Annotated in this window: 31 protein-coding genes and 1 tRNA gene; 23 read left to right on the forward strand and 9 right to left on the reverse strand. The window is 61.7% G+C overall.

Annotation, left to right across the window (positions count from 1 at the left end):
- Positions 1 to 14 precede the first annotated feature (14 nt).
- Positions 15 to 752, reverse strand: coding sequence for a DUF5677 domain-containing protein (locus JV551A3_RS20380; protein WP_133973815.1), 738 nt, complete (start codon positions 750 to 752; stop codon positions 15 to 17).
- A gap of 103 nt (positions 753 to 855) precedes the next feature.
- Between JV551A3_RS20380 and JV551A3_RS20385 the strand changes: the two genes are divergently transcribed.
- A complete protein-coding gene (locus JV551A3_RS20385; protein ID WP_133973817.1) occupies positions 856 to 1,569 on the forward strand; it encodes a hypothetical protein in 714 nt (237 codons plus the stop codon).
- Between the two features lie 88 nt (positions 1,570 to 1,657).
- Positions 1,658 to 3,442 carry a DNA cytosine methyltransferase gene (locus JV551A3_RS20390; RefSeq protein ID WP_133973819.1) on the forward strand — a complete coding sequence of 595 codons (1,785 nt, stop codon included), beginning with the start codon at positions 1,658 to 1,660 and terminating at the stop codon, positions 3,440 to 3,442.
- Here the strand turns inward: JV551A3_RS20390 and JV551A3_RS20395 are convergent.
- Entirely contained in the window at positions 3,411 to 4,208 is a 798-nt protein-coding gene (locus JV551A3_RS20395) for a hypothetical protein (protein ID WP_128637130.1), read from the reverse strand. The genes JV551A3_RS20390 and JV551A3_RS20395 overlap by 32 nt on opposite strands.
- 56 nt (positions 4,209 to 4,264) lie before the next feature.
- Between JV551A3_RS20395 and JV551A3_RS30740 the strand changes: the two genes are divergently transcribed.
- Positions 4,265 to 4,462: a hypothetical protein gene (locus tag JV551A3_RS30740; RefSeq protein WP_166674279.1), complete on the forward strand. Its 198-nt coding sequence runs from the start codon at positions 4,265 to 4,267 to the stop codon at positions 4,460 to 4,462.
- A 134-nt stretch (positions 4,463 to 4,596) separates the two neighbouring features.
- Here the strand turns inward: JV551A3_RS30740 and JV551A3_RS31095 are convergent, their stop codons facing one another.
- Positions 4,597 to 4,896 carry a hypothetical protein gene (locus tag JV551A3_RS31095; RefSeq protein WP_133973821.1) on the reverse strand — a complete coding sequence of 100 codons (300 nt, stop codon included), beginning with the start codon at positions 4,894 to 4,896 and terminating at the stop codon, positions 4,597 to 4,599.
- Between the two features lie 574 nt (positions 4,897 to 5,470).
- Here JV551A3_RS31095 and JV551A3_RS20405 point away from each other — a divergent pair.
- The 8 genes from JV551A3_RS20405 (at position 5,471) to JV551A3_RS20435 (ending at position 9,162) form a co-directional block, all read left to right on the forward strand.
- Entirely contained in the window at positions 5,471 to 6,061 is a 591-nt protein-coding gene (locus JV551A3_RS20405) for a hypothetical protein (protein WP_133973822.1), read from the forward strand.
- A complete protein-coding gene (locus tag JV551A3_RS20410) occupies positions 6,058 to 6,321 on the forward strand; it encodes a hypothetical protein (RefSeq protein ID WP_133973824.1) in 264 nt (87 codons plus the stop codon). Before JV551A3_RS20405 ends, JV551A3_RS20410 begins: the two co-directional genes overlap by 4 nt.
- A complete protein-coding gene (locus tag JV551A3_RS20415; RefSeq protein WP_133973826.1) occupies positions 6,318 to 6,701 on the forward strand; it encodes an ASCH domain-containing protein in 384 nt (127 codons plus the stop codon). The genes JV551A3_RS20410 and JV551A3_RS20415 overlap by 4 nt, the downstream gene beginning before the upstream one ends.
- Positions 6,698 to 7,093 (forward strand): phage protein NinX family protein, encoded by a 396-nt coding sequence (locus JV551A3_RS20420; RefSeq protein WP_133973828.1) that lies wholly within the window; start codon positions 6,698 to 6,700, stop codon positions 7,091 to 7,093. The genes JV551A3_RS20415 and JV551A3_RS20420 overlap by 4 nt, the downstream gene beginning before the upstream one ends.
- Positions 7,090 to 7,263, forward strand: a complete 174-nt coding sequence (locus JV551A3_RS30745) for a hypothetical protein (protein WP_166674280.1) — start codon at positions 7,090 to 7,092, stop codon at positions 7,261 to 7,263. Before JV551A3_RS20420 ends, JV551A3_RS30745 begins: the two co-directional genes overlap by 4 nt.
- Positions 7,264 to 7,324: 61 nt before the next feature.
- Positions 7,325 to 7,822: a hypothetical protein gene (locus JV551A3_RS20425; protein WP_133973830.1), complete on the forward strand. Its 498-nt coding sequence runs from the start codon at positions 7,325 to 7,327 to the stop codon at positions 7,820 to 7,822.
- Between the two features lie 35 nt (positions 7,823 to 7,857).
- Positions 7,858 to 8,094 carry a DUF4224 domain-containing protein gene (locus JV551A3_RS20430; RefSeq protein WP_133973832.1) on the forward strand — a complete coding sequence of 79 codons (237 nt, stop codon included), beginning with the start codon at positions 7,858 to 7,860 and terminating at the stop codon, positions 8,092 to 8,094.
- Positions 8,095 to 8,097: 3 nt separating this feature from the next.
- A complete protein-coding gene (locus JV551A3_RS20435; protein WP_133973834.1) occupies positions 8,098 to 9,162 on the forward strand; it encodes a site-specific integrase in 1,065 nt (354 codons plus the stop codon).
- A gap of 102 nt (positions 9,163 to 9,264) precedes the next feature.
- Here JV551A3_RS20435 and JV551A3_RS20440 read toward each other — a convergent pair.
- Positions 9,265 to 9,338: transfer RNA gene (locus JV551A3_RS20440), tRNA-Cys, on the reverse strand.
- A gap of 154 nt (positions 9,339 to 9,492) precedes the next feature.
- Positions 9,493 to 10,512 carry a protease SohB gene (sohB, locus tag JV551A3_RS20445; RefSeq protein WP_023662815.1) on the reverse strand — a complete coding sequence of 340 codons (1,020 nt, stop codon included), beginning with the start codon at positions 10,510 to 10,512 and terminating at the stop codon, positions 9,493 to 9,495.
- 197 nt (positions 10,513 to 10,709) lie between these two features.
- Between sohB and JV551A3_RS20450 the strand changes: the two genes are divergently transcribed.
- The 4 genes from JV551A3_RS20450 to JV551A3_RS20470 all read left to right on the forward strand — a co-directional run bounded on the left by JV551A3_RS20450 (position 10,710) and on the right by JV551A3_RS20470 (position 13,959).
- Entirely contained in the window at positions 10,710 to 11,420 is a 711-nt protein-coding gene (locus JV551A3_RS20450) for a histidine phosphatase family protein (RefSeq protein ID WP_133973836.1), read from the forward strand.
- A gap of 56 nt (positions 11,421 to 11,476) precedes the next feature.
- Positions 11,477 to 11,794, forward strand: coding sequence for an SCP2 sterol-binding domain-containing protein (locus JV551A3_RS20455; RefSeq protein WP_003257405.1), 318 nt, complete (start codon positions 11,477 to 11,479; stop codon positions 11,792 to 11,794).
- A 293-nt stretch (positions 11,795 to 12,087) separates the two neighbouring features.
- A complete protein-coding gene (locus tag JV551A3_RS20465) occupies positions 12,088 to 13,155 on the forward strand; it encodes a phosphotransferase family protein (RefSeq protein WP_133973840.1) in 1,068 nt (355 codons plus the stop codon).
- A 36-nt stretch (positions 13,156 to 13,191) separates the two neighbouring features.
- Complete coding sequence (locus JV551A3_RS20470; protein WP_133973842.1) at positions 13,192 to 13,959, forward strand: SDR family oxidoreductase; 768 nt, start codon at positions 13,192 to 13,194, stop codon at positions 13,957 to 13,959.
- On the opposite strand, the gene JV551A3_RS20475 is transcribed toward JV551A3_RS20470, so the two are convergent.
- Positions 13,960 to 14,781, reverse strand: coding sequence for a class I SAM-dependent methyltransferase (locus JV551A3_RS20475; RefSeq protein WP_133973844.1), 822 nt, complete (start codon positions 14,779 to 14,781; stop codon positions 13,960 to 13,962).
- A gap of 221 nt (positions 14,782 to 15,002) precedes the next feature.
- Positions 15,003 to 15,353: a hypothetical protein gene (locus JV551A3_RS20485; RefSeq protein WP_133973846.1), complete on the reverse strand. Its 351-nt coding sequence runs from the start codon at positions 15,351 to 15,353 to the stop codon at positions 15,003 to 15,005.
- A gap of 114 nt (positions 15,354 to 15,467) precedes the next feature.
- On the opposite strand from JV551A3_RS20485, the gene JV551A3_RS20490 reads away from it, so the two are divergent.
- The 5 genes from JV551A3_RS20490 (at position 15,468) to JV551A3_RS20510 (ending at position 20,057) form a co-directional block, all read left to right on the forward strand.
- On the forward strand, positions 15,468 to 15,758 hold the full coding sequence (locus JV551A3_RS20490) for an RcnB family protein (RefSeq protein ID WP_133973848.1): 291 nt from the start codon (positions 15,468 to 15,470) through the stop codon (positions 15,756 to 15,758).
- A 126-nt stretch (positions 15,759 to 15,884) separates the two neighbouring features.
- On the forward strand, positions 15,885 to 16,076 hold the full coding sequence (locus tag JV551A3_RS20495) for a hypothetical protein (RefSeq protein ID WP_112252808.1): 192 nt from the start codon (positions 15,885 to 15,887) through the stop codon (positions 16,074 to 16,076).
- Between the two features lie 74 nt (positions 16,077 to 16,150).
- Positions 16,151 to 16,537 carry a glycine zipper domain-containing protein gene (locus JV551A3_RS20500; protein ID WP_087500050.1) on the forward strand — a complete coding sequence of 129 codons (387 nt, stop codon included), beginning with the start codon at positions 16,151 to 16,153 and terminating at the stop codon, positions 16,535 to 16,537.
- Positions 16,538 to 16,663: 126 nt separating this feature from the next.
- Positions 16,664 to 18,493, forward strand: a complete 1,830-nt coding sequence (locus tag JV551A3_RS20505; RefSeq protein WP_133973850.1) for an SLC13 family permease — start codon at positions 16,664 to 16,666, stop codon at positions 18,491 to 18,493.
- Between the two features lie 139 nt (positions 18,494 to 18,632).
- Positions 18,633 to 20,057, forward strand: coding sequence for a GGDEF domain-containing protein (locus JV551A3_RS20510; protein ID WP_133973868.1), 1,425 nt, complete (start codon positions 18,633 to 18,635; stop codon positions 20,055 to 20,057).
- Between the two features lies 1 nt (position 20,058).
- Here the strand turns inward: JV551A3_RS20510 and JV551A3_RS20515 are convergent, their stop codons facing one another.
- Entirely contained in the window at positions 20,059 to 20,820 is a 762-nt protein-coding gene (locus JV551A3_RS20515) for a sulfite exporter TauE/SafE family protein (protein ID WP_133973852.1), read from the reverse strand.
- A 98-nt stretch (positions 20,821 to 20,918) separates the two neighbouring features.
- Here JV551A3_RS20515 and JV551A3_RS20520 point away from each other — a divergent pair, with 98 nt between their 5' ends.
- Positions 20,919 to 21,824 (forward strand): LysR family transcriptional regulator, encoded by a 906-nt coding sequence (locus JV551A3_RS20520; RefSeq protein ID WP_133979062.1) that lies wholly within the window; start codon positions 20,919 to 20,921, stop codon positions 21,822 to 21,824.
- 770 nt (positions 21,825 to 22,594) lie between these two features.
- Here JV551A3_RS20520 and JV551A3_RS20530 read toward each other — a convergent pair.
- The gene (locus JV551A3_RS20530) at positions 22,595 to 22,948 is read right to left on the reverse strand and encodes an SH3 domain-containing protein (protein ID WP_133973872.1); all 354 of its coding nucleotides are present in this window, start codon (positions 22,946 to 22,948) and stop codon (positions 22,595 to 22,597) included.
- Positions 22,949 to 23,155: 207 nt separating this feature from the next.
- On the opposite strand from JV551A3_RS20530, the gene JV551A3_RS20535 reads away from it, so the two are divergent.
- Positions 23,156 to 24,199 (forward strand): alpha/beta fold hydrolase, encoded by a 1,044-nt coding sequence (locus JV551A3_RS20535; protein WP_133973874.1) that lies wholly within the window; start codon positions 23,156 to 23,158, stop codon positions 24,197 to 24,199.
- 293 nt (positions 24,200 to 24,492) lie between these two features.
- Complete coding sequence (locus tag JV551A3_RS20540; protein ID WP_112252816.1) at positions 24,493 to 24,678, forward strand: hypothetical protein; 186 nt, start codon at positions 24,493 to 24,495, stop codon at positions 24,676 to 24,678.
- Positions 24,679 to 24,796: the final 118 nt, after the last annotated feature.

Genomic DNA, 24,796 nt, shown 5'->3' on the forward strand with positions numbered 1-24,796 from the left:
TGCGCAAACTACTGTCATTCGTCGAATATGAAGTTCTCACGCAACTTTATACTTGATACATCAAGACAAACCTTAATTAGCCCTAGGGTGAATTCCAAATGATAGTCGGTCGGCCCAGTAATGAGAGCTGGTACGTCATCCCTCATCAAAATGGAGGAATCCATAGAGCGGAAGGTGGCATGGCTCGCAACCCCAGAAAGGCCCCGGTATATTGTGTCGTACAGTGGGATCAAATCTGCGACGCCAGCGGCGTCAAAACACGAAAACCCCGCTCCGCCTCCATCTGCCCGGCGACTTACCTCATTCAAGTCCGCTATGTTTTGTTCGGTTAGCCCTTTGCCTGACAAGGAACGGATCATTGCCTTCGCCTGTTTTGCCTCAGCTATGTCTCCCTCTCTCGCAATTCTGCAAAAAACCGAAGGATCATTGATAAGCGCGCCGGCGTAAAACAGTGCTTCCACTGCGGAACGGGTTAAGGTCTGCGCGTCAACCACTAGCCCTCGCTCGCAAAGAATAATCGCAGCCTGACAGCTCCGGACAGTTCTTTGAAGAAAGGTCAACGAAGCAATCATATGAGGCTGACTTAGGTCGGCACCAGCAGCCATCATGAGTTGATACGCCGAGCCTGATGCAGTCTCAGCATCAAAAAATGATTGTTGGTACTTGTCGCGCTGGACAGCACGAAAAATCTCAATTTCAGCGGATAGAAAACCTTTTTCAGCAAGGCCTTCCCTGTCATCAGGCTTATCCATTCATTGCTCCGGCTTCAAGTCACTGGTCACTTTCGAGACTTCAACCCTCAAAATATCACAGTCGCATCCGGCCACGGAGGGCGGCGCATGCATGGAGAAAGCCATGAACGACGAACAACGCAAGAAGCGCATCACCGATGTCGCCGAGTGGATGAAGGACCACACCTATACCCAGTTGGTGAACGCCAATGGCGTCGAGGTGTGGCGCTGTGAGAAGCCAGATACCATTCACCTGGCCTTCGACATCTGCGTGACCCGCTTCGGTATGTCGATCGCTGGCGACATCGGCTGCCTGGTCTTCCGTGTCGGCAGCAGCTACGGCATCGACTTCTTGCGCCACCAGAGCGACGGCTACCTCTACGAGAAGCTGGACGATGCCTTCCGCAAGGATCGCGAGTTCGACGGCGAAGGCTTCATCGAGCGGGTCGTCTGGGCGGTCTGCGATCGCATCTACCACGATGTGGATGAAGACCTCACGCCGGAGTGGGCGCCCGAAGAGAAACGCCGCGGCGTGACAGCCGAGAGCGTGAAGGACTGGCTGAAAGGCCATAGAGATCAGGACATTCATGACGGCGACTTCCCTTTCGAGGAACTGGCGGACCTGATCGAAGCAGCCGAGGAGCTGACCAGCACCGGGCGCGACGAGAGCATCGCGGCGCACGACTTCCTCAGCGAACACGAGAAGCTGCTCTGTGTCTCCGACACCTGGGAATGGCGCCTGAACAAGCCAGCCGGTGCCGTGATGACCCGCCTGTTCTACGTCCGTCACGCCGCCAACGCAATCATGGCGATCAAAGCGCAGGCCGCTGCCGCCTGACCCTCCGGCGCTGCCCGCCAGCGCCTTCCCCTCTCAAACGATGAACGCCTCCCCGGCGAGGGCGGCGCCTGCACGCAAGGACCACAACATGACCTGTATGACCTCCCTCGCCCTGCCCTTCGAAAAGGAGCTGGTCGTCGATCTCTTCGCCGGTGGCGGCGGCGCCAGCAGCGGTATAGCCGAGGCGTATCGCGAGCCGGACGTTGCGGTAAACCACAACCGGGTCGCCTTGGCCGTTCACCGAGCCAATCATCCGAACACCGAACACTACGTTGCCGATGTGTTTGAGGTCGACCCCATCCTGGCAACTAAAGGTCAGCCGGTCGGCATCCTGTGGGCGTCGCCAGACTGCCGCCACCACAGCAAGGCGAAGGGCGGAAAGCCGCGCAACCGCAAGATTCGCGGCCTGGCCTGGGTGATAGTCCGCTGGGCCTACCAGACGAGCCCCCGCCTGATCTTCCTTGAGAATGTCGAAGAGTTCGCCGACTGGGGTCCGCTCGACGATGAGGGTCGCCCGATCAAGGCCGAGAAAGGCCGCACGTTCCAGGCCTTCGTCAACGTGCTGGGCAACGGTATACCGGAAGATCACCCGGATCTGCCGGAGATCCTGGCCGAGATCGGCGACTACGTGCCCAAGCAAGCGCTGGTGCGCGGCCTGCGCTACAACTTCGAGCACCAGGTGCGGGTCGCTGCGGACCAAGGCGCCCCTACCATCCGCAAGCGTCTGTACGGTATCGCCCGACGAGATGGCAAGCCAATCGTCTGGCCGGCGCCTACGCATCACAAGAAGCCGGGCAAGGGCCAAAAGGCCTGGCGTTCCGCCGCCGAGTGTATCGACTGGGAACTGCAGGGCCGCACGATCTTCCGCGACGACGCTCTGGTGGAAAACACGATGAACCGAATCGCGAAAGGCCTGTGGCGGCACACCCTGGCCTGCAACGACCCGTTCATAGTCCCGCTGCGCGGCACCTCGAAGTCGCACACCAGCACACACAGCGTGGTCGATCCAGTCTCGACCATCAGCGGCGGAGGCACGCATCACGCCTTGGTTCAGCCGGCGATGGCCGTGGCCGGCTGCCTCACGGAGCACGCCAACGGATCGACGCAGCGAACCTTCGACGCCGAAGAGCCGCTACGGACACAGGTAGCCCAGGTCAAAGGCGGCCACTTCGCGCTGATCTCTGCCAACCTGGTCACGCTGCGCAACGGTTGCGTCGGGTCACCGGTAGACGGCCCTGTCGGCTGCATCACGCGCAGCGGCGGGCACCACGCCATAGCCTCGGCCCACCTTGAGCAAGCGAACGGCGGGTTCTACAAAGGCGATGGTCGCAGCGCGGACGATCCGTTCTCGACGATCCTGGGCAAGGGCTCCAACCAGCGCCTGGTCACGGCCTACATGGTCAAGTACTACGGCGCGGAGAAGGACGGGATCTCGATGCGGGAGCCAGTGCACACCATCCCGTCAAAGGATCGGATGGCAGTCGTGCAGGTCGTCCAGCTGCACAGCCACACGCTGACCGACGAGCAACTGGCCGGGGCCCGCAAGTGCGCAGCCTTCATGCGCAAGTACCTGCCGCAGCACTTCACCGAGCACGCCGACGTTGTGATGGTTGGCGATTACGTGATGGTCGACATCACCCTGCGCATGCTCAAGCCCCACGAGCTGAAGCGCGCCCAAGGCTTCCGGGCCGACTACATCATCGACCGCGGGCTGTTCCTCGATGAAGAAACCGGCCGGCTGTACTGGAAGCCAATCTCCGGCGCAGACCAGGTGAAGTTGCTGGGCAACAGCGTCTGCAAAGACGAAGCCCGGGCACTGGTCGCTGCCAATGCCTCCGACCTCATTGAGCTTTATCAGCGACTGGCTGCGTAGCGTCATTTTCCGAGAACAAATGAACGTCTTGCTGCCAGCGGTCTAGCAAATACGCGATCTTGGGATGGGCCGCAGGAGCGTTATGAATGATGTCCTGCTCAACGGCACGCAGTTGCCTCTCCACCCCACTTCTCTCCTTCCTAAATCGAGACGAATGGAGCAGAGCTGAGACAAGATCAAACACCCGAAACCCATCGAAGCCTTGGAAAAACGCCGACTTCAGATGACTGAAGCTGAGTTTTTCATCAATGAACGTAGCCGCGTCCTTTGATACCAGCACTCGCGAGTACACCGCGTGTTTGCTTTCGAGCTCGTAGGCTTCAATCATCGCTGGCCCAAACAACGCCCCACCACGTTCATGCACCAATTTTCCTACAGTTATCCCTCCACGCATCAGCATTCCCAGGCTAAAGAAAAATTGGAAATGGATAATCTGAACTGCTCGTAGCAGAAGATCGCAAGCAGCGAAGTTATCTGCAGGGGCTGAGATGACGAAAGAGTCAGAAAACTGTGTGGCTACAAGCCGATACGTTTGGTCGGCGTGTTCCATTAGCGAATCACCGTAATAGTCCTGGCAAGTCTTCATCCCGTCGACATCCAGAAATGGGATGGCTCCGTACAGAGCCGACTCAAGGCCACCGTCTTTGAACTCACTAAAGATCTTGAAGAGCGACGCGGCTATAGCCGGCTCTTGCTCAGCTTGCTTGATAGCCGCTGAGAAGCCCAGCAAGTCGAAAAAGCATATAAGGCGATTCTCGTAATTCATCTCATAGACCAAGGATTCGCGAGTCGCGATGTTAACTCATTCGCAAGGAGTTACCCATGCCCACAGAAAACCGATCCAGCAACACCGACCCACGCGATGTGTTCATCAGGCTCAACCCACTCGGCCTGGGCGAGGCGGAGCTGCGCAAGGACAGCGCCGGCTTCGAAGACCAGCGCACCCACAGCGACTATCTGCTGTTCCTGGCGGGGTACCGCGAAACGCACCCAGGCCGAAGCCCCACCCCGAGCCTATAGCCTAGATGGTTGGTACCGCTTTCTGGTGGACCATAGAAGAGGCTGAGCGGGATGCGGCCGAGGTAGGTCAGACAGCGGTCGGCCTTGGGCCTATGACCGACTGCAGCTGCGCCAGGCGACAGTTCTGAGGCTGCTCACCTCGATACGACCTTGCGGGGCGGCGATTGGGCTTCGCTTGCCATGTGACGGGCACGCCCAACACCCCAGGCCATCGCCCGCGTCATGGTCTCGCCTGGGCGAGAGTCGAAGCTCTCTTCGTGGATCAGCGCTCCACTGGGACCGTAAACACCAATGAACATCTGGGTCGCGCCGATTCTCGAAAGACGGACCTGGACATCGATTTGCGAACCGTCACTCAACGTTTCGTTGTGGGTTCTGGTGTGTAATTCTGGATCGCCCCACTGCCAGAAGCACTCGCCACGCTCCCTTACCATCGTCCTAGGTCCTTAGCTGTTGTGAGAATTATTTCTTATCGCAACAACTAAATTGATTCAACTTATTTGACGCCAAATAAATGACCTGTGGACGACCGGCAATAACTTATACAAAGCGCGATTTTATGTATAAGTATTAGCCGGACTGGACCTCATCCGAATCCCTATCACGGCTCCCTTGGGGTCTGGGGCCATACAGGTCGGGCGAGTCGAGCGTGGCAGCGAAGCTCATCCACTTTTCAAAGATGTCCCTATGCAGGGCTTGAGTCTCCTTCCACGATAAGTCTCCCATGCGTCCATAAACCACTTGGTTCATGATCGAAGAGGTCACTGCATCCAGCTCTCTGAGGAGTTGGTATGCCGCAAACTTTTTTTCTAGTGGCATTTTTCATCTCGCAAGGCAGCAGAATTCAAACCTGCACTGGTGCTGCGACAGCACTATGGTGCTTTTTGATCCCTGTCACCGTCTGCTGGCACCCACTGGGCGCCAAACGGCGGTTAGCATCCTGCTCAACATTCATCCTACACCATCCACTTCAATCAGCTGCCGCGATATGGCGGCGAAGGAATCCCCGTGCGCGAAGAAAAAGTTGTGATGTACGAATCCCCCGAAGCCGCCAGCCTCCAGACCGTTACCGGCTGGGTTGATGCGACAGGCCGTTTCTGGGGCAAGGACGAACACATGGCCCGCTACTGCGGCTCGACCCACCGCCACTGCGCGAAGAACCCAGAGCACCCAATCCATGCCACAACCGGTTGGTGCGAGACCTGTCACGCAGAGAGTCGGGCCGCCAAGTTTGCAGCCATGCCGAAGCGCGTGTGGGCCGGCGAAGCAATCACTGAATACGACGGCGACCTGTACTTCTTCGACGAGGAAGACCTGCGGGACTACCTCATCGAACATGAGGTGGATCTGGCCGACCTGAGGCTGGTTTTCTGCACCCCGAACTACCCCAGGCAGATCGACCCGAACGACCACTTTTGCGATGACCTGCCGGAAGACGGCGAGGTGAGCGACGATCAGCTGCTGGCTGCGTTCGAGCTGCTCAACGAAATGATTGCCAAGTGCCCGCCATTGTCATGGTCGCCAGGCTATGAAGCGGTTGAGCTGCCCCAAGCATTCATCGACATGGTTGCCAGTGAGCGCCTGGAGGCCCAAGCATGACCCGGCTCGCCCTCTGCTTCCTGATGCTGGCCACCGGCGCCAGCGCAGCACCTCAGCCCCAAGAGAACGTCATCGACGTACAGCACGACAGCCAGCGCGGCGTCACCTGCTACCTGCTGAATGGGATCGGCATCAGCTGCCTTCCCGACAGCCAGCTGCAGGCCGGCAACAAGCGCCAGTTCTCCCCGCACGAAACCCAACCCGAACCTACACCCGCTCTGGCGCCTGGGCGCTGGATTGATGAGAGGTATCGACTGTGAAGGCACTTTCAATCAGACAGCCATGGGCCTGGCTGATCATCAGCGGTGGCAAGGACATCGAGAATCGAACCTGGCACACGAAGTTCCGAGGCCGTTTCTTGGTACACGCCGCCAGCGGCATGACACGTCGTGAGTTTCTCGCGGCCTTTGATTTCATGGCCTGCAGGGGGATCAAGCCGCCCTTCCCGGTGCCGCCTGACAACTTGTTGCGAGGCGGGGTCATTGGCTCAGTTGAGCTCATCGACAGCGTCGATCACAGCGAATCGCCTTGGTACATGGGCGAGAAAGGGTTCGTGCTGCGCGATCCAAAGCCGCTCCCGTTTGTCCCGATGAAGGGGCGACTAGGATTCTTTGATGTGCCCGACGAGGTGCTGGTATGACCGACCTGATCGAAGTGAGGGTATCCAACCTGGCCGGCGCTCCGCTTGACTGGGCTGTGGCAATGGCCGAAGGATTCACCATCGATCCGGAATGCCGAACAACCGTGTGGCACCCAGGCGGCTTGCCTTGCAGCATAAGCATCCGTGGCGCTGCAGATGGCTTCGGTTGGCGCCCATCCACCAACTGGGGACAGGGTGGCCTGCTGATCGACAAGCACAGCGGCACCGCACAGCACATTCCTGGGCTTCCAGATGACCTGCACTACGCAGGCGGCCCCGCCGGTGCAGGAGTCTGGTGCTACGGCCCCACGGCCCTGATCGCGTTCTGCCGGGGCCTCGTCAACCACAAGCTCGGCGATACCGTCCAAGTGCCGAAGGAGCTGATGCCATGAAAGCGCGCATGACCTACTGGAACGGCTCCTGGTGGTGCCGCCGTATGGGCTGCACGGGCCAGGGCGCCACCATGAAAGAAGCGTGGGACGACATGTGGACGCTGTACTTCGAAGCCGTACGCCCTGCGCGCCCGCAGCCCTTCCATTCGCCGCGCATCCGCTGCGGCTGATCCAAGCCTACCCCTCCCCCTACAACTCAAGCCCGCCGACATGCATGGGCGAGGATTTCCTATGTCCGCAACTCAGCAATTTCATCAAACCGCCAATGACTGCCTGGAGCGCATTGCGGCCGACCTCTGGCCCGAAGCCAAGCTCGCCCTGGTCATCTACACCCCGAACAAGCCAGAGCTCGACCTTGTGCTCAAGGATAGCGGCCTGAACGTCGACGAGGTCGTCAACACCCTGCGTCGGCGCGGTGGCCTAGGCCTGGATGGCGAGAACATCTACAAGCGCCTGCTATGTGACGCCGTCATCGGCGCCATGGCTCTCGGCAAGCAGAACAACAACCCTCCACCAGCTGGCCACTGGGGCCAGGAGTTCTGGGATATCGGGCGAGCCGAAGGCGCGCTGCAAGACAAGCTTGTCCATGCCCTGCGCCTGGCACCCAAGGAGCTGGACGCCTGCCAGCGCGTGATCCACTACGCCGGCGGATTCGACCCGGCCTACGTCAACGACGCCCAGGCAGCCATCAAGGAAGCCAACTCGGTACTGGACAAAATCCCCGCCTGACTAGCCTGCCGCCACCGGCGGCGTGGAGACCATCCATGGAACATGCAAGCGAGTTTCTCGACGAGGAAGAGGTGATCCGCATCACCGGCTACCAGATCCCGAGCAAACAAATCGCCTGGCTGGCCAACAACGGCTGGCAGTACACGCTTACCCGGGCCCGGCGGCCCGTTGTGGGGCGGGTATACGCCCGCTTGAAAATGGCTGGCGTGAAGCCAAACGCGACGAATGCAACAACTGAAACCTGGACATTGGACTTATCGCGCGTGGGGTAACGGATGCGCAACAGGAAGGCATCGAACAAGGACCTGCCGCCCAGAATGCTGCGGCGGGTCCGCAAGCTCAAAAGCGGCAAGCTGTGGGTTGGTTACTACTACGACGGGAGGGATGCAGACGGGAAGCGGCAGGAAGTGCCGCTGGGGACTGACCTCGCTGAGGCCAAGCTGGAATGGGCGCGCCTGGAGCACAAGGCGAAGCCGAAAGTGATGGCGACGATGGGCGAGCTGTTTGACCGGTACGAGCGGGACATCATCCCGGGCAAGTCACCGCGTACGCAAAAGGACAACAAGTACGAGCTGGAGCGCCTGCGCAAGGCTTTCGCTGACGCGCCGATCGAGGCAGTCAGCCCGCCGGTCATTGCCCAGTACCGGGACGCCCGCAGTGCTAAAACCCGGGCAAACCGGGAGATCGCCCTGCTCTCGCACGTTTTCACCATAGCCATGGAATGGGGCTTTGCCGAGCGCAACCCATGCCTGGCAGTTCGCCGCAACAAGGAGAAGGTACGAGACTTCTACGCGGCCGACGAAATCTGGGATGCGGTATATGCCGAGGGCGATCAGGGCCTCAAGGACGCTATGGACTTGGCCTATTTGGCCGGCCAGCGACCCGCCGACACACTGAAGTTCAGCACCGTCGACCTCGACGAAGACTACCTGTGGGTCGACCAGAACAAGACCGACAAGAAGTTACGCATTCGCCGGCATGTCAATGGCGAGCTGACCGGCCTTGGTCTGTTCATCGAGGCGCTGCTCGAGCGGCGCAAGCTTCAGGGTGTGCGCAACTCACGCCTCATCACCAACGACTCAGGCCTGCGTATGAGCTGGGAAATGCTGAGGAACCGCTTCAGCGAAGCGCGTGACAAGGCAGCTCGGAAGCTGACCGCCGATGGCAACACAGACCTGGCAACGAAAGTTCGGCAGTTCCAGTTCCGCGATATTCGACCGAAGGCAGCGTCGGAAATCGAGGACATCAGCCACGCCAGCCGGCTGCTTGGGCACTCCAAGGAGGAAATCACCAAGCGCGTTTATCGCCGCGTCGGCGAGGTGGTCAGTCCGACCAAGTAAAGGGCTGATGCGGAAACGATACCTGAAGATGCGGAAACGATCCGGGTTTTCTACGCACAAAGAAAAACCCCGCAGACGTTAATCTGCGGGGCTTTCGAATGGTGGAGGCCGAGGTCGGAATCGAACCGGCGTAGACGGATTTGCAATCCGGAGCATAACCACTTTGCTACTCGGCCTCAAAGGTCGGATCTAGCAGCTTGCGCTTCGCTATCTCCTTGAAACGCTGAACCTTTTTTAAAGTTTGCTGCGTTTCGATGGGCGCCATTATGTCTTCATTCCTTTAACCTTGCAACCCCCTGAACGAAAAAAAATTTCAACGGGTTCAAGGTGTTAGCGCAGGCGGCCGAGTTTACTCCACAAGCCCACCACTGTGTTCTCCACGGTGCCACTGGCAGCCATGCCGATTCGCTCCTGCAGGCTCTTGCGTTCGGCGTAGTGCAGGTGGAACAGGTTGGCGTTGCGCGCGCGTTCGCTGAGGTACTCGTCGCTGGTCTGCAGCTCGTCCACCAGCTTGCGGTTGAGTGCCGCGACGCCCAACCAGACTTCGCCGGTGGCCACTTCGTCGATGTGCAGCTGCGGGCGATAGCGGGCAACGAAGTCCTTGAACAGCTGGTGAGTGATGTCCAGGTCTTCCTGGAACTTCTCTCGGCCCTTCTCGGTGTTTTCGCCAAACACGGTCAGGGTGCGCTTGTATTCACCGGCGGTCAGCACCTCGAAATCGATGTCGTGCTTCTTCAGCAGGCGATTGACGTTGGGCAACTGCGCCACTACGCCGATGGAGCCCAGTACGGCGAACGGTGCACTGACGATCTTCTCGCCGATACAGGCCATCATGTAGCCGCCGCTGGCGGCCACCTTGTCGATGCACACAGTCAACGGGATGCCGGCCTGGCGAATGCGCGCCAGCTGCGATGCGGCCAGGCCGTAGCTGTGCACCAGGCCGCCGCCGCTTTCCAGGCGCAGCACCACCTCGTCGCGCGGGGTGGCGAGGGTCAGCAGCGCGGTGATTTCGTTGCGCAGGCTTTCGGTGGCAGAGGCTTTGATGTCGCCATCGAAGTCCAGCACGAAGACCCGGCCCTTTTCCTCGGCCTTGCCCTTCTTCTGCCGCTTTTCCGCCTTGGCCTGCTGCTTGCGCAAGGCTTTGAGTTGGGCCTTGTCGAGCAGGCCGGATTCCAGGCGCTCGCGCAGGTCCTTGTAGAACTCGTTCAGGCGGGTGACCTGCAATTGCCCACCCGATTTGCGCCGCCCCTTGCCGCGCAGCCCGGCTATGGCCGACAGCACTATCAGGATGGCGATGACCAGGGTGGCGGTTTTGGCGAGAAAGCTTGCGTATTCAGCAAGAAACTCCACGTTGACTCCTTAAAGACTTGCGCCACTACGGCGCGTAACTGTAGCAAGCATACCGTTGCGCCTGATGTGCTGCCAGCCGCGGTAAACGCTGGCAACATCTTTCAAACAACCTTTTCAAACGCTTGTATGTTTTTTCGTTGACAGCCCGTGTGCCGCATCCTAACCTCGCAGCAACCTCCAACAGGCCGGAACCTTTCGTGGGCAACCTCTACCTTATCCGACATGGCCAAGCCTCCTTCGGCGCCGAAGACTATGATGTCCTCTCGCCCGTGGGCGTGCGCCAGAGCCAGGCTCTGGGTGAACACCTTGCCCAGCTCGGGGTACGGCTGGACCGCTGCGTGGCAGGCGACCTGCGCCGCCAGCAGGATACCGCGCGCCTGGCGCTGGAAGTATTGCAGGCCAGTGGCTGCCCGGTGCCGGCTGTTGAGACCGATGCGGCCTTCAATGAGTTCGATGCCGATGGCGTGATCCGTGCGCTGTTGCCCGGGCTGCTGCCGCAGGAGCCCGACGCCCTGCACATCCTGCGCAATGGCCCGCAGCACCGCAGCGAGTTCCAGCGCCTGTTCGCACTGATGGTGCAGCGCTGGCACGATGGCGAACATGCCGACGATGGCCTGGAGACCTGGCAGGCGTTCACCGCCCGCGTGCAAGGCGGCCTGCAGCGTGTTCTCGATGCCGCCGGCAGCGGTGACAACATCGCCATCTTCACCTCGGGCGGCACCATTGCCGCCCTGCTCCACCTGGTTACCCGTATTACCCCCGGCCAGGCGTTCGCGCTGAACTGGCAGATCATCAACACGTCGCTCAGCCAGCTGAAGTTCCGCGGCCGCGACGTGGCACTGGCTTCCTTCAACAGCCAGGCCCATGTGCAGCTGTTGAGGGCGCCGGAGCTTGTCACCTATCGATGAGCCCGGCTTGTTGTGTCCCTGCGGGGACGTGTAAATCACTCTATAAGGAATGCGCCATGACCTCCGTAGCTGATGCCGTCAAAAAGATGCAAGAGAAGTTCAACCCATCCGCTGCCGCCGGCCTGGACCTGGTGTTCGGCTTCAACATCACCGACGAAGACAAGCACTACGCGCTGATCGTCAAGGACGGCACCTGCGACCTGCAGGAAGGCGAAAACCCGGATGCCAACTGCACCCTGGTAATGGACAGCGAAACCCTGAAGGGTATCGTCAGCGGCGAAACCGACGGCATGCAGGCATTCATGGGCGGCAAGCTGCGCGTTGAAGGCGACATGATGCTGTCGATGAAGCTCAGCGAGCTGTTCCCGTCCTGAGTGCAGGCGATAGCGCTGATCGAAAAACCGAAGCCTGACCGGCTTCGGTTTTTTTTTGCCCGCCTGTTCGGGCCCTATCGCCGACAAGCGAGCTCCCACAGGGTCAGCACCTGCCTGCAGAACGCCGCCGTACCTGTGGGAGCTGGCTTGCCGGCGATAGGGCCAGACGCTTCATCAAGGCAGTTGATCGGGCAGCAACACCCTCACCTATTTGGCACCTGGCACGCTTGTCCCAACCCTTGCGCGCCATTAGATTAGCCAATAGTCCTTGCGATCGAGAATAAGGAAAACGCATGACACTCACCGACCAGTCCACCCAGGTACGCCCCGGCGAAGAACTCGACGCGGCTGTCATCGACCCTTACCTCAAGGCCAACATCCCCGGCCTGGATGGCCTGCCGAGCATCAGCCAGTTCCCTGGCGGCGCCTCCAACCTCACCTACCTGGTCAGCTACCCGGGCCGCGACTTCGTGCTGCGCCGCCCACCGTTCGGGCAGAAGGCCAAGTCGGCTCACGACATGGGCCGCGAGTTTCGTATCCTCAACCAGCTGAACAGCGGCTTCCCCTACTGCCCCAAGGCCTATGTGCACTGCACCGACAGCAGCCTGATCGGGGGCGAGTTCTATGTGATGGAGCGGGTCAAGGGCATCATCCTGCGCTCGGACATTCCGGCCGAGCTGGACCTTGACGCCAGCCGCACCGAGGCCCTGTGCAAAAGCTTCATCGACCGCCTGGTGGAACTGCACCAGGTGGACTACAACGCCTGCGGCCTTGCCGACCTGGGCAAACCGGAAGGCTATGTGCAGCGCCAGATCGAAGGCTGGACCAGCCGCTTTGAAAAGGCCCTGACCCCCGATGCCCCGCGCTGGGAACAAGTGACCGCGTGGCTGCGCGAGAAAATGCCCGCCGACCACCCACGGCCCGCCATCGTGCACAACGACTACCGTTTCGACAACGTGATCCTCGATGCCGATAACCCCATGCGCATCATCGGTGTGCTGGACTGGGAAATGGCCACCCTCGGCGACCCGCTGATGGACCTGGGCAACAGCCTGGCCTACTGGATCGAACCCGACGACCCGGCCCCGGTGCAACTGATGCGTCGCCAACCGAGCAACGCGCCGGGCATGCTCACCCGCCGCCAGTTCGTCGATTACTACGCCGAGCGCGCCGGCATCCGCCTGGACAACTTTGATTACTACTATTGCTATGGCCTGTTCCGCCTGGCCGGCATCGTCCAGCAGATCTACTACCGCTATTACCACGGCCAGACCCAGGACAAGCGCTTCGCCCAGTTCATCCACATGAACCGCTTGCTGGAGCAGATGACCTTGCAGGTCATCGCCAAGTCCAGCCTCTGAGCCCCGACCTCGACGACGGATAACAAGGAAAACAGCATGTCCAAGACCCACCTGTTCGACCTCGACGGCAAGATTGCCTTCGTTTCCGGCGCCAGCCGTGGCATCGGCGAGGCCATTGCCCACCTGCTGGCCCAGCAAGGGGCCCATGTGATCGTGTCCAGCCGCAAGCTCGACGGTTGCCAGCAGGTGGCTGACGCCATCGTCGCCGCCGGTGGCAAGGCAACGGCGGTGGCCTGCCACATCGGTGAACTGGAGCAGATCCAGCAGGTTTTCGCAGGCATCCGCGAACAGTTCGGGCGGCTGGACATCCTGGTCAACAATGCCGCTACCAACCCGCAGTTCTGCAACGTGCTGGATACCGACCCAGGTGCTTTCCAGAAGACCGTGGACGTGAACATCCGCGGGTACTTCTTCATGTCGGTAGAGGCCGGCAAGCTGATGCGCGAGCAAGGTGGTGGCAGCATCATCAACGTGGCGTCGATCAACGGGGTTTCACCTGGCCTGTTCCAGGGCATCTATTCGGTGACCAAGGCGGCTGTCATCAACATGACCAAGGTCTTCGCCAAGGAGTGCGCGCCGTTCGGGATCCGCTGCAACGCCCTGCTGCCGGGCCTGACCGACACCAAGTTCGCCTCGGCACTGGTGAAGAACGACGCCATCCTCAATGCCGCGCTGCAGCAGATCCCGCTCAAGCGCGTGGCCGACCCCAAGGAAATGGCCGGCGCCGTGTTGTACCTGGCTAGCGATGCCTCCAGCTACACCACCGGTACCGCACTCAATGTCGACGGTGGCTACCTTTCCTGATCAAGCTTTTACTGCCACCAGGGTGTAGCTCAGGGGCAGGCGTGCGGGCTGCTCGCGCAAGCGATATTCACCGTCGCCGCCCTTGACCATCTGGCCCGGCAGCGCCTCCCAGGGGATGCTCTGGTGCTCGACCAGGGCGGTCAGCTGCAGGCCGTGGGCCAGCACGGCGCTGATCACCTCGCCCAGGCCGTGGTTCCACTCGTGGGTTTCGGTGTGCGAAAGGCGCTGCTCGGTTTCGACGTAAGTCTGGTCGTTGTGCCACACCGTCGGCTCTTCGTGCTCGAAATACGGGTACTCGAGTTGCAGACGGTCCTGATGGTCCTCGTTGACTGCCATCAGCATCGGGTGGCCATCGCGCAGGAACAACCGCCCACCCGGTTTCAGCAGGGCCGCAACAGTACGTGCCCACGGTTCGATGCGAGGCAGCCAGCAGAGCGCGCCGATGCCGGTGTAGACCAGGTCGAACGTGCCGGCTGGCAGTACCTTGTCGGCGGCGTAGACGTCGGATTCGACATACTCGATGGGTGCCGCACAGCGCTGGGCCAACACACGCGCCTCGGCCAGCGACGCCGCGGAATAGTCCAGGCCACAGACCTTGGCGCCAAGGCGCGACAGCGAGAGGGTATCGGTGCCGATATGGCACTGCAGATGGACGACATTGAGCCCGTCGATATTGCCGAGCAATGGCAGATCGAAGCGTACTGTTTCGGAGAGGTGTCCGGGATCCTGGACGAGCCGTTCGACTTCGTAGTCGTTCGAAGCAGCGTGCAGCGGGGCACGTTCATCCCAGCTGGCGCGGTTGAGTTGCAGTGAGCGGTCCATGGTGTCGTCCTTGATTCGTGGGGGCTCATGCTAGCCTCCATCAATCTTCCTGCGACAGGACTGCCTTGCTAAAAATTGTAAAGCTGGCGCGGTCACTGTGGGAGCGGGCGTGCCCGCGAAGAAACAACGCGGTGGCTGGCACCGGCGATGCCGGTGTTCGCGGGCGCGCCCGCTCCCACAGGCCCCTGGCAAGTCAACCAGCCATGTGCAATCGCCAGCCGTTACAAACAGGTCGCCGCCGCCGCCCGGCGCTGCAGGGCCACGCTGTCGTTCTTCTGCGCGTAGTAGTCCACCCGCGCCCCACCGGCCTGCGGGTACACATCCACGAACGCCTCGGCCTCACGGGTATACACCGTGAACCCGCCCTGCTTGCGCGGTTCCAGGTAGCCACTGGCGTCGTCGCCGAACACCTTCTCTTCCTGCCAGCTGAACTGAATGCACTGGGCCACCAGTTCCGGCGCCTTGTGCGAGTCGAGCTGCGCGGTCGGCTTGGTGCCGCGGGCCGTTTCCATGGTCGCAGAAGCACAACCGACCAGCATCAGCGCTGCGGCCATCGGCAGAATCGCACGCATGTTCCATCCTCAGGGTAAAAAAGAAGGCGACTCTAGCACTCGCAAGCATCGCGAGTGAATTGTCGCGCGCAGGTGGCGGTCGCAGATAAGGCATTCCGTCACAAGGAGATCGTCATGAAATTGCATTACCTGCTGTTCACTGCCCTCACCTGCCTGCCCCTCGCTGCTACCGCGGCTCCCTCCAGTGAAGAAAGCATCACCGCGCCAGAAACCCACAACCGCGAGCTCAAGGTCGGCGACAAGGCACCGGACCAGTACAAACGTGATGACCAGGCAATCAAGGACTGGAAAGCCAAGGGCCTGCCCGCGCCGGAAAAGGAAAGCCACTGGGTAAACATGGGGGGGCGCTACGTGCTGGTGCAGATCACCAACGGTGTGGTGCTGGCGATTCAGCCAACCCACTGATACCAAACTCTCCCCGCCGCTCATCGCTGGCACGACAAATTTTTGCCTGCCAGCGAAACCAAATGGATCCTTTCCAGTCTCAGAGGGTGTGCCGTAAACCTTTGCGGATCAAGGACCTATATCGTGATGACCCGTCTTGCAAGCCTTTCGCTGATTGCCGTTGTCCTGCTGACCGCAGGGTGCCATAGCCATCGCTACCATGACGACGACGATGGCTGGCGTGACCGTGACCGTGACCATCGCCACCACCATCGGCATGACCGCGACGACGATGATGATGACAATCGTCGCTATCGTGGTGACCGCTACTACCGCTGAAGCGTCTTTTTCAACCCTGGCCAGCCGCCCGTTGCGCGGCACCTTAACCTGATGATTCCTTTGAGGTTCGTATCATGCGTCTGACTCTGCCTTCCCTTGCCCTCGGCCTGCTGCTGTGCCAGGGCGCTTTCGCCGGTGACGGTACCGCCGCCATTGGCGGTGGCCTGGGTGGTGTTCTGGGTAACGTTGTCGGTCAACAGATCGGCGGCAAGACGGGGGCGGCCATCGGCGCCGGCCTCGGCGGCGCAGCCGGCAGTGCGGTAGGTGCACGCAAGGGCAACCGTACCGAAGCCGCCATCGGCGGCGGCCTGGGCTCGGCCGGCGGTTCGCTGCTGGGCGGCGCGGTAGGCGGCAAGACCGGCTCCACCGTGGGTGCCGGCCTGGGTGGCGCGGCCGGTGGTGCCATCGGCAACCACCTGGGCGACAACAATGGCAAGCACCGTCACCGCCACCGTCACTGATCGGGTGAATCCGGGGCTGCTGTGCAGCCCCTTTTCTTGCAGCACATCAACACCTCCTTCAGCACAATCCTGCACACTGGCTGCTACTGTCTATCGTGCCCCCGTGTGAAGGAACACCCCCTCCCCATGAACCAAGAGCTACTCTGGGTCCTCGGCCTGCTGGCCATCGTCATCGCCCTGTTCGTCATCAACCGCCCGCGCATGGACGTGGTCGCGCTGCTGGTGATCCTCGCCCTGCCGCTGTCGGGCATCCTCACCGTGGAGCAGGCGCTGGCCGGCTTCAGTGACCCCAACGTGGTATTGATCGCCGCCTTGTTCGTGATCGGCGAAGGCCTGGTGCGCACCGGCATTGCCTACCGCATCGGCGAATGGATGAGCGAGCGGGCCGGCAACAGCGAGGCGCGCCTGCTGGTGCTGCTGATGGTGGCTGTGGCGGGACTGGGGTCGATGATGAGCTCCACCGGCGTGGTGGCCATCTTCATTCCGGTGGTGCTGAGCATCGCCGCGCGCCTGCAGCTTTCGCCCGCCCGCCTGATGATGCCGCTGGCCTTCGCCGGCCTGATCAGCGGCATGCTCAGCCTGGTGGCCACGCCGCCCAACGTGGTGGTACACAGCGAGCTGGTGCGCCATGGCGAAGCGGGCTTCAGCTTCTTCAGTTTCACTCCGTTTGGCCTGGTGGTGCTGGTGCTGGGCATCGGCTACATGCTGTTGACCCGGCAATGGCTGAATGGCGAAGTGCGCAAGGACGGCCGCGTGGAAAGCCGCCGCACCCTGCTGGACCTGGTGCTGGACTATAAACTCAACGGCCGTGAACGGCGCCTGCGCATCCGCCCCCACTCACCGCTGATCGGTCATACCCTGGGCGAGCTGGAGCTGCGCACCCGGCATGGCGCCAACGTGATCGGCATCGAGCGCCAGCACAAGTTCACCACGCGGGTGATCGCCGCCAGCTCCAACACCGTGCTGCACCAGGGCGATGTGCTGCTGCTCGACCTGTTCGCCAACCGCGACGACCTACGCAGCCTGTGCCAGACCATGCAACTGGAACCGCTGCACTTCAAGGCCGCCTATTTCATTGACCAGTCCCAGGAGCTGGGCATGGCCGAGGTCTTGCTGCCACCAGGTTCGAAACTGCTCGGCAAGAGCATCCTCGAGCTGGCCTTTCGAACTCGCTTCGACCTCAACGTGGTCGGCTTGCGCCGCGAACAGGTGGCAATCGAAGAACAACTGGTGGAAGAGAAGCTGCGCCTGGGCGACACCCTGCTGGTCGTCGGCCCGTGGAAAGCCGTGCGCCAGCTGCAAAGCAAGCCCAAGGACTTCCTGGTACTGAGCCTGCCCGCGGAAGTCGACCTGGTGGCGCCCGCCCGTACCCGTGCACCACAGGCGTTGTTGAGCCTGGCGGTGATGGTCGGGCTGATGGTCAGTGGCGCGGTCCCCAATGTCATTGCCGCACTGATCGGCTGCCTGCTGATGGGCGCAGGCCGCTGCATCGACATGAACAGCGCCTACCGGGCCATCCACTGGCAAAGCCTGGTGCTGATCGTGGGTATGCTGCCCTTTGCCCAGGCATTGCAGAAAACCGGCGGCATCGACCTGGCGGTGGGCGGCCTGGTCAGCGTGCTGGGTGATGCCGGCCCCAGCGCCATCCTTGCCTGCCTGTTCGCTGTCACGGCGGTGATCGGCCTGTTCATCTCCAATACGGCCACTGCGGTACTGATGGCACCCGTGGCAGTCAGCACCGCAACGCAGCTGGGCATGTCGCCCTACCCGTTCGCCATGACCGTGGCGCTGGCCGCCTCGGCGGCCTTCATGACCCCGGTGTCATCGCCGGTGAACACATTGGTACTGGGCCCGGGGCAATACCGCTTTGCCGACTTCGTCAAAGTTGGCGTACCGTTCACGGTACTGGTGATGCTGGTGACCGTGTTGATGGTGCCGTGGTTCTTCGGGCTGTGAGGTGACAGGCTTCGAATGAAGGCAATTTGGCATTATTGCGAGCGATCGCGGCAGATTGACATCAAGTCCCCTGTCGAAACACACTTACGCGCAATTGCCCCAGGTGCTTCAAGCCGTTGTCCTGGATTTCGTTTCCGCCTTGCCGGTCGAGCCCATGGTTTTTCCAGCCCAAGCGCGCTTGTTGCACTACGTCGTTCTACTCGGCCTGACCTTTGCCCTGACCTTGGGCGGCATCCTGGCCCGCCCGATCGAATCCCTGTCGCTGTTCTGGCCGGTCAATGCAGTACTGGCCGGCGTGCTGCTGCGCTACCCCCGCCAGGCCACACTGACGGGCTTTGCCCTGGTCTGGCTGGCCATGGTCGGCGCCGACCTGCTGTGCGGCAGCGCCTGGGTACCGGCGCTGTGGTTCAACCTGTGCAACCTGGGCGTGGTAGTCACCCTCTGGCTGATGCTCTCGCGCTTGCCGCGCCTGCATCGGCGCATGCGTACTCCCCACGGAGTACTCAGTGTGTTCGGCGCCTGCGCCGCCGGCGCGATAGTGGCGGCCAGCATGGCGGCGGCAATGGCCACGCCATGGTTCGAACAGTCGTTGCGTGCCACCTGGCTGGCCTGGTTCAGCGAACAATTCTCGACCAGCGTACTGGTGCTGCCAGTGCTGCTGACGGCGCCTTCGGCACGAGCGCTGATGCGCGGTGGCGCCCAGGCCATCCGCCTGGCGCCGTTATTGGTGCTGCTCGCATCGCTGGCGTTCAGCATTGCCTTCGGCGGCCCCGGGGCCATCGCCTTCCCGATTGCCGCGCTGCTGTGGTGTGCCTGGACTTACTCACCGTTCCTGGTCTCGCTGTTGACACTCACCGCTGGCAGCACACTGATCGTGGCGGTGGCGCAGAACCTCATGCATTTCAGCTTGCCGCAAAGCGAGCTCGGGGTGAGCACGCTGATGTCGGCGCGCCTGGGCATCGCCATGCTGGTGCTCGGGCCGCTGGTTGTCGCCTGCGTCAGCCAGGCCAACCGCAGCCTGATGGCCCGCCTGGCGCATCAGGCCACCATCGACCATCTCACCGGCGTGCTGACCCGCAGCGCTTTCACCCGCCGCGCCAACGCGCTACTGGAAAGCCGCCAGCAACACGCCCAGGCGCTGCCGCTGACCCTGATGATGCTGGACATCGACCACTTCAAGTCGATCAATGATGCCCACGGCCATGCGGTCGGTGACCAGGTGCTGCGCCAGTTCGCCAGCACCCTGCAGGACCAGTTGCACGATGGTGAACTGTTCGCCCGCCTGGGCGGCGAGGAATTTGTCGTGGTCTTCCCGGGCCTGGCGCCAGGCCGGGCCAAATTCGCTGCCGAACGCCTGCGCCGCGCCGTGCAGGACCTGCATGTGCTGCAGGCCGACCAGCACCTGCAAATTACCGTCAGTATCGGCCTGGCCGGTTGTGCCGCCGATGTGCCAGCCCCCTCCCTCGACGAACTGCTGGCGCGCGCCGACCAGGCGCTGTACCGGGCCAAGGCCCATGGCCGCAACCGCGTCGAACAGGCCGAGCCGCAACGCCAGGTGATGTGAACTAGCCGCCCAGCAGGTCCCACGTCAACTTGGCAATCAGCACGCACAACAGCATCAGGAACAGCCCACGCACGAAGCCCGCGCCCTTGCGCACCGCCAGCCAGGTACCGGTCAGCGCGCCGAGGATGTTGCACACCGCCATGGGCAAGGCGATGGCGTACAGCACGTTGCCCGATGGCACGAAGAACACCAGCGCCGCCAGGTTGGTGGCGATGTTCACCACCTTGGCCGACGCCGAGGCGTGCAGGAAGTCCAACGCGAAGAAGCGGATGAACAGGAAGATCAGGAAACTGCCGGTACCCGGCCCGAACAGGCCGTCGTAAAAACCGATCGCGCCACCAATCAGCACCGCCAGGCACTGCTCCTTGCGGCCGATTCTTGCGGGTTTGTGCAGCGTGCCGAAGTCCTTCTTGCAGAAGGTATAGATGGCCATCAACACGATCAGCACCAGCACCGCCGGGCGCATCACGCTGGGCGGTACCAGCGACACCGTGGCGGCACCGGCGAACGACATGACGAAGGCACTGAGCGCAGCCGGCACGATCAAACCCCAGTCCAGCGTTACCCTGCGAATGAACGAACGCGCAGCGAAGGCCGTGCCACACACCGATGCCAGCTTGTTGCTACCGAGCAGTGCCGCAGGTTGTGCGGTGGGCAGCACGTTGAACAAGGCCGGGATCTGGATCAGCCCACCGCCGCCCACGGCGGCGTCGATCAGCCCTGCCGCGAAGGCGAATACGGAGAGCACAGCGATATCCATCATGGCGCGGTTCCAGGCAGTGAGTACGCCTGCAAGGCTAATCAAAGAGCCGCGCTTGTGTTGAAATGCCATATTGCGAAAACTGCAACGAGGAGCAGGCAATGGCATTGGACATGCTGCGGGAAATCCAGGCGTTCGTCAGCGTGGCGCACAAGCGCAGCTTCGTCGCCGCCGCCCGCGCCCTGGGGCGCTCACCTAGTGCCATCACCCGCGCGGTGCAAACCCTGGAAGACAACGCCGGGAGCAAGCTGCTCAACCGCAACGCCAATGCCGTGACCCTGACCGAAGCCGGCGAGCGCCTGCTGCCTCACGCTGAACGCTTGCTGGATGTGCAACGTGATGCTGCCGACGAACTGGCCGCGCTAAGCGGCAGTGCACAAGGCTGGATCCGCTTCGCCGTGCCGCAAGTGCTGGGTGAACATGTGCTGCCCCAAGTGCTTGCCGAGTTTTCCCGCTGTCACCCACAGGTAACCCTGGACGTGCAGTACAGCGATGGAGCCCTGGACCCGCTGCAAGGCAAGTTCGATTTCGTGGTGCGTGGTGCCTTCCCGCAGTCGAGCGAATTGATCGGCTACCCGCTGTGGGATTACCGCCGTCACCTGTATGCGAGCCCGGAATACCTGGCCCTGGCCGGCACGCCAGAACAACCCGAGGACCTCGAAGGCCACGCGCTGATCCTGCACACCGCCCCGCGCATCCTCAAGGCCTGGCACTTCTGCCGCGACGATGAGATCACCAGCCTGCGCCCCAGGCCCAGGCTGCGCCTGGACTCAGGTGAAGCGGTGTACCACAGCACCCTGGCCGGTGCCGGCATTGCCCGCCTGGCCGCCTGGGTCGGCGAAGCGCAGGTCAAGGCCGGGCGACTGGTGCGGGTATGCCCGCAGTACCGCCTGACCTCCAGCAACGGCCAGGACCCGCAGATGCACGCCGTGTACCCCGCCGGCGAGCTGCCAGCGCGGGTACGCGACCTGCTGGCAGCCCTGCGCCGCGCCGGCCTGGCCTACTGAAACATCCTCTTAAATCGCTGTTCAAATTCTGCTCAATTTAACAGAGCCCGCCGCGGGCCTGGCTTGCAGCACTTTATCCACAGACCTACCCACGTTTTTTGTGGACAGTTTTCCCAGTGCAAAGAAAGACTTATCGTACAAACAGGCAGGGTGAATCGGCCAACAAAGAAGGAGTATGGGCCCGCCCGGGGGACAGGCAGGCCGCGAGGCAAATAGGCTGGTGAACGTCAGCTTGGCGGAATGGTGCCAAGAATACCAATCAGAATGGTCAGCAGCAGAAAACCACCCAGGAATAGCGCGAGCTTGCCCATTGGAACCTCTACAAGTGTGATGCGGGAATGGGCGTATTGTCGGGCTTGAGCTGATACCGTTACAGATTCAGGTTTAGGGAAAAAAAGCGGATCAGATGCGAGGCACCGGTTCCTCTGTGGGAGCGGCCTTGCGTCGCGAAAGGGCCGCGCAGCGGACCCAGGGTTTCGATGCATCCCCCAAAATTGCCGGGGCCGCTTTGCGGCCCTTTCGCGACGCAAGGCCGCTCCCACCTGGACCGCACCGGTCTCAAGCCATGTGCAAATACCTGTAGGAGCGGCCTTGTGTCGCGATGGGGCGCGAAGCGGCCCCAGGTTTTCAGCTTCGCAGCAAAGATTGCCGGGGCCGCTGCGCGGCCCATCGCGACACAAGGCCGCTCCTACAAGGGCCAGTGCTGGCTTGAAGAGATATTCAAGACAGTTGCTCCCACAAGAGCTGCGTACCTGGAGCAAACGCGCACATCAGGTCAGCGGCTGAAGCTTCTGCGCAGGCAACCAGCCATACTCGTCATTGCCATGGCGCCTGCACCAGACCCAGCCATTGAGCGGGCGCACCATCTGCACCAACTGCCCCGGGTCGGCATCCAGTTCATGCGCCGAGTAGTGGTCCAGCGCCCTGCCCTGGCACATGCCGAGCCGCTCGATCAATTGGGCCGGCACCCAGCCGGGCTCCTGGCCGGTGCAGGTGCACAGGTACCAGTCCTGCCAACCAGGCTCGCCCTCGTAGCGTGGGCCAATGTTCAGCAAGGTGCCCTTGGCGAAGCGGATGGGCCGCGGGTACTCACTGCGGTGAGATTCAATCACAACGTAATGCATGGGCCTCTCCTTGGCCGGGAAACCTATCGATCGTAGCAGAAGCGGCAAAACCGGCTGCCAGCCGATGTTTGTATCTTCATGTGTACAAATTGAGACCTGATACACAAGAACGTTTCCTGCAGGCCGAGCGGACACATCCTCGATACAGCCGTCATCTTTACTGGCCCCCATCAACCCGCACCGATGGTTTCGCCAAGGAGATGCCCGATGTCTGCCCGCCACTCGACCACCGCCCTGCCACGCCGCTTCAGCCGTACGCTGCTCGCCTGTACCCTGCTGCCGCTTGGCCTGCTGGCGGCGAACATGGCCACGGCTGCACCACTGCAGGCCCAGCCAGCCGCCACGGCGGCGGATGAATTCGGCCCGCTGAAACACGTCAACGCTGGCGTGCTCGATGTGGCCTACGTAGAGCAAGGCCCGGCCGACGGCCCGGTGGTGATCCTGCTGCATGGCTGGCCATATGACATTCACAGCTTCGAGCAAGTTGCACCCGCCCTGGCGGCAAAGGGCTACCGGGTGTTGGTGCCCTACGTACGTGGTTACGGGCAGACCCGCTTCCTGTCTGCGGCAACCCCACGCAATGCCCAGCCCTCGGCACTGGCCAGCGACGTGATCGCCTTCATGGACGCGCTGCATGTCCAGCGTGCCGTGCTCGCCGGCTTCGACTGGGGCGCACGCACCGCCGACATTGTCTCGGCGCTGTGGCCAGAGCGAGTAAAGGCGCTGGTATCGGTCAGCGGCTACCTGATCAGCAGCCAGGAAGCCGCCAAGGCCCCGCTGCCCCCCAGTGCCGAGTTGCAGTGGTGGTACCAGTACTACTTCGCCACCGCGCGCGGCCAGGCCGGCTATGACAAGAACCGCCACTCCTTCGCCAAGCTGATCTGGCAAACCGCCTCGCCCAAGTGGGCCTTCGATGACGCCACCTTCGAGCGCAGCGCCAAGGCCCTGGACAACCCCGACCAGGTGGCGATCACCGTGCACAACTACCGCTGGCGGCTGGGGCTGGCCCAGGGCGAAACGCGCTACGACCCGCTCGAGGCCAGACTGGCCAGCTTCCCCAGCATCGGCGTACCGACCATCACCCTGGAAGGCGACGCCAACGGCGCCCCGCACCCGCCGGCCGAAGCCTATGCGCAGCGCTTTACCGGCAAGTACGAGTACCGGCTGATCAGCGGCGGCATCGGCCACAACCTGCCACAGGAAGCGCCGCAGGCGTTCACCCAGGCGGTGGTGGATGCGGACCACCTGTAGCTGCGCAGCGGCAATTGCTACATAAGGTTTCGAAAAGAACGGCAGGTCCTGGTTTGAACTGCGTCGAGGGCCTGCATTATCGAAAACCGATTGTGCCCAGCTATCGCGCGGTGTTGAGGCGGATTTGAAAGACACGATTTGAAATGCGGCTTGTAGGATCTTTTACCTCGCAATGTAGGAAGAATCGAAGCGGCGAGATTTGCCTGTATGAAACATCAGTTTCTCCAGCAAATTCGAGCTGCTACGGTCCAGTTTTCCTACAACGGCACGGAAGCCTACAGCATGAGAAAAGCATGGATCCGTTCAATACCTCGGCCCTGAAGTTACAGAAGAGTTTGCTTAACCTGCGCCTTGAGCGTGATCGCCTGAGAAGGGAGGGCAAAGACAAGGAAGCGGACGAACTCGCGGCACCGATCGCGCGGATGGAGGCAGCTATTCAAAAACTGCCGGATGGCATGAAGCCGGTGACCCTGCAATAAAACCTGTGGGAGTGGGCTTTGCTTGAGGCGACAATGATTCTGATACAGATGTCTACCGAGACTCGGACTTTGCGCCAAGCCATGAGAGATGTGTTGCCTGCTCCGGCCTTTTCGCGGG

It is taken from the genome of Pseudomonas inefficax, assembly GCF_900277125.1.
GTDB lineage: Bacteria > Pseudomonadota > Gammaproteobacteria > Pseudomonadales > Pseudomonadaceae > Aquipseudomonas > Aquipseudomonas inefficax.

Coding starts and splice junctions, on each gene's coding strand:
- JV551A3_RS30740 (WP_166674279.1), top strand. CDS start 4,265: ATGCCCACAGAAAACCGATCCAGCAACACCGACCCACGCGATGTGTTC.
- JV551A3_RS20505 (WP_133973850.1), top strand. CDS start 16,664: ATGAACCAAGAGCTACTCTGGGTCCTCGGCCTGCTGGCCATCGTCATC.
- JV551A3_RS20420 (WP_133973828.1), top strand. CDS start 6,698: ATGACCGACCTGATCGAAGTGAGGGTATCCAACCTGGCCGGCGCTCCG.
- JV551A3_RS20395 (WP_128637130.1), bottom strand. CDS start 4,208: ATGAATTACGAGAATCGCCTTATATGCTTTTTCGACTTGCTGGGCTTC.
- JV551A3_RS31095 (WP_133973821.1), bottom strand. CDS start 4,896: ATGGTAAGGGAGCGTGGCGAGTGCTTCTGGCAGTGGGGCGATCCAGAA.
- JV551A3_RS20455 (WP_003257405.1), top strand. CDS start 11,477: ATGACCTCCGTAGCTGATGCCGTCAAAAAGATGCAAGAGAAGTTCAAC.
- JV551A3_RS20490 (WP_133973848.1), top strand. CDS start 15,468: ATGAAATTGCATTACCTGCTGTTCACTGCCCTCACCTGCCTGCCCCTC.
- JV551A3_RS20390 (WP_133973819.1), top strand. CDS start 1,658: ATGACCTGTATGACCTCCCTCGCCCTGCCCTTCGAAAAGGAGCTGGTC.
- JV551A3_RS20500 (WP_087500050.1), top strand. CDS start 16,151: ATGCGTCTGACTCTGCCTTCCCTTGCCCTCGGCCTGCTGCTGTGCCAG.
- JV551A3_RS20520 (WP_133979062.1), top strand. CDS start 20,919: ATGGCATTGGACATGCTGCGGGAAATCCAGGCGTTCGTCAGCGTGGCG.
- JV551A3_RS20470 (WP_133973842.1), top strand. CDS start 13,192: ATGTCCAAGACCCACCTGTTCGACCTCGACGGCAAGATTGCCTTCGTT.
- JV551A3_RS20425 (WP_133973830.1), top strand. CDS start 7,325: ATGTCCGCAACTCAGCAATTTCATCAAACCGCCAATGACTGCCTGGAG.
- JV551A3_RS20540 (WP_112252816.1), top strand. CDS start 24,493: ATGGATCCGTTCAATACCTCGGCCCTGAAGTTACAGAAGAGTTTGCTT.
- JV551A3_RS20485 (WP_133973846.1), bottom strand. CDS start 15,353: ATGCGTGCGATTCTGCCGATGGCCGCAGCGCTGATGCTGGTCGGTTGT.
- JV551A3_RS20475 (WP_133973844.1), bottom strand. CDS start 14,781: ATGGACCGCTCACTGCAACTCAACCGCGCCAGCTGGGATGAACGTGCC.
- JV551A3_RS20380 (WP_133973815.1), bottom strand. CDS start 752: ATGGATAAGCCTGATGACAGGGAAGGCCTTGCTGAAAAAGGTTTTCTA.
- JV551A3_RS30745 (WP_166674280.1), top strand. CDS start 7,090: ATGAAAGCGCGCATGACCTACTGGAACGGCTCCTGGTGGTGCCGCCGT.
- JV551A3_RS20385 (WP_133973817.1), top strand. CDS start 856: ATGAACGACGAACAACGCAAGAAGCGCATCACCGATGTCGCCGAGTGG.
- JV551A3_RS20515 (WP_133973852.1), bottom strand. CDS start 20,820: ATGATGGATATCGCTGTGCTCTCCGTATTCGCCTTCGCGGCAGGGCTG.
- JV551A3_RS20465 (WP_133973840.1), top strand. CDS start 12,088: ATGACACTCACCGACCAGTCCACCCAGGTACGCCCCGGCGAAGAACTC.
- JV551A3_RS20535 (WP_133973874.1), top strand. CDS start 23,156: ATGTCTGCCCGCCACTCGACCACCGCCCTGCCACGCCGCTTCAGCCGT.
- JV551A3_RS20410 (WP_133973824.1), top strand. CDS start 6,058: ATGACCCGGCTCGCCCTCTGCTTCCTGATGCTGGCCACCGGCGCCAGC.
- JV551A3_RS20530 (WP_133973872.1), bottom strand. CDS start 22,948: ATGCATTACGTTGTGATTGAATCTCACCGCAGTGAGTACCCGCGGCCC.
- JV551A3_RS20495 (WP_112252808.1), top strand. CDS start 15,885: ATGACCCGTCTTGCAAGCCTTTCGCTGATTGCCGTTGTCCTGCTGACC.
- JV551A3_RS20435 (WP_133973834.1), top strand. CDS start 8,098: ATGCGCAACAGGAAGGCATCGAACAAGGACCTGCCGCCCAGAATGCTG.
- JV551A3_RS20430 (WP_133973832.1), top strand. CDS start 7,858: ATGGAACATGCAAGCGAGTTTCTCGACGAGGAAGAGGTGATCCGCATC.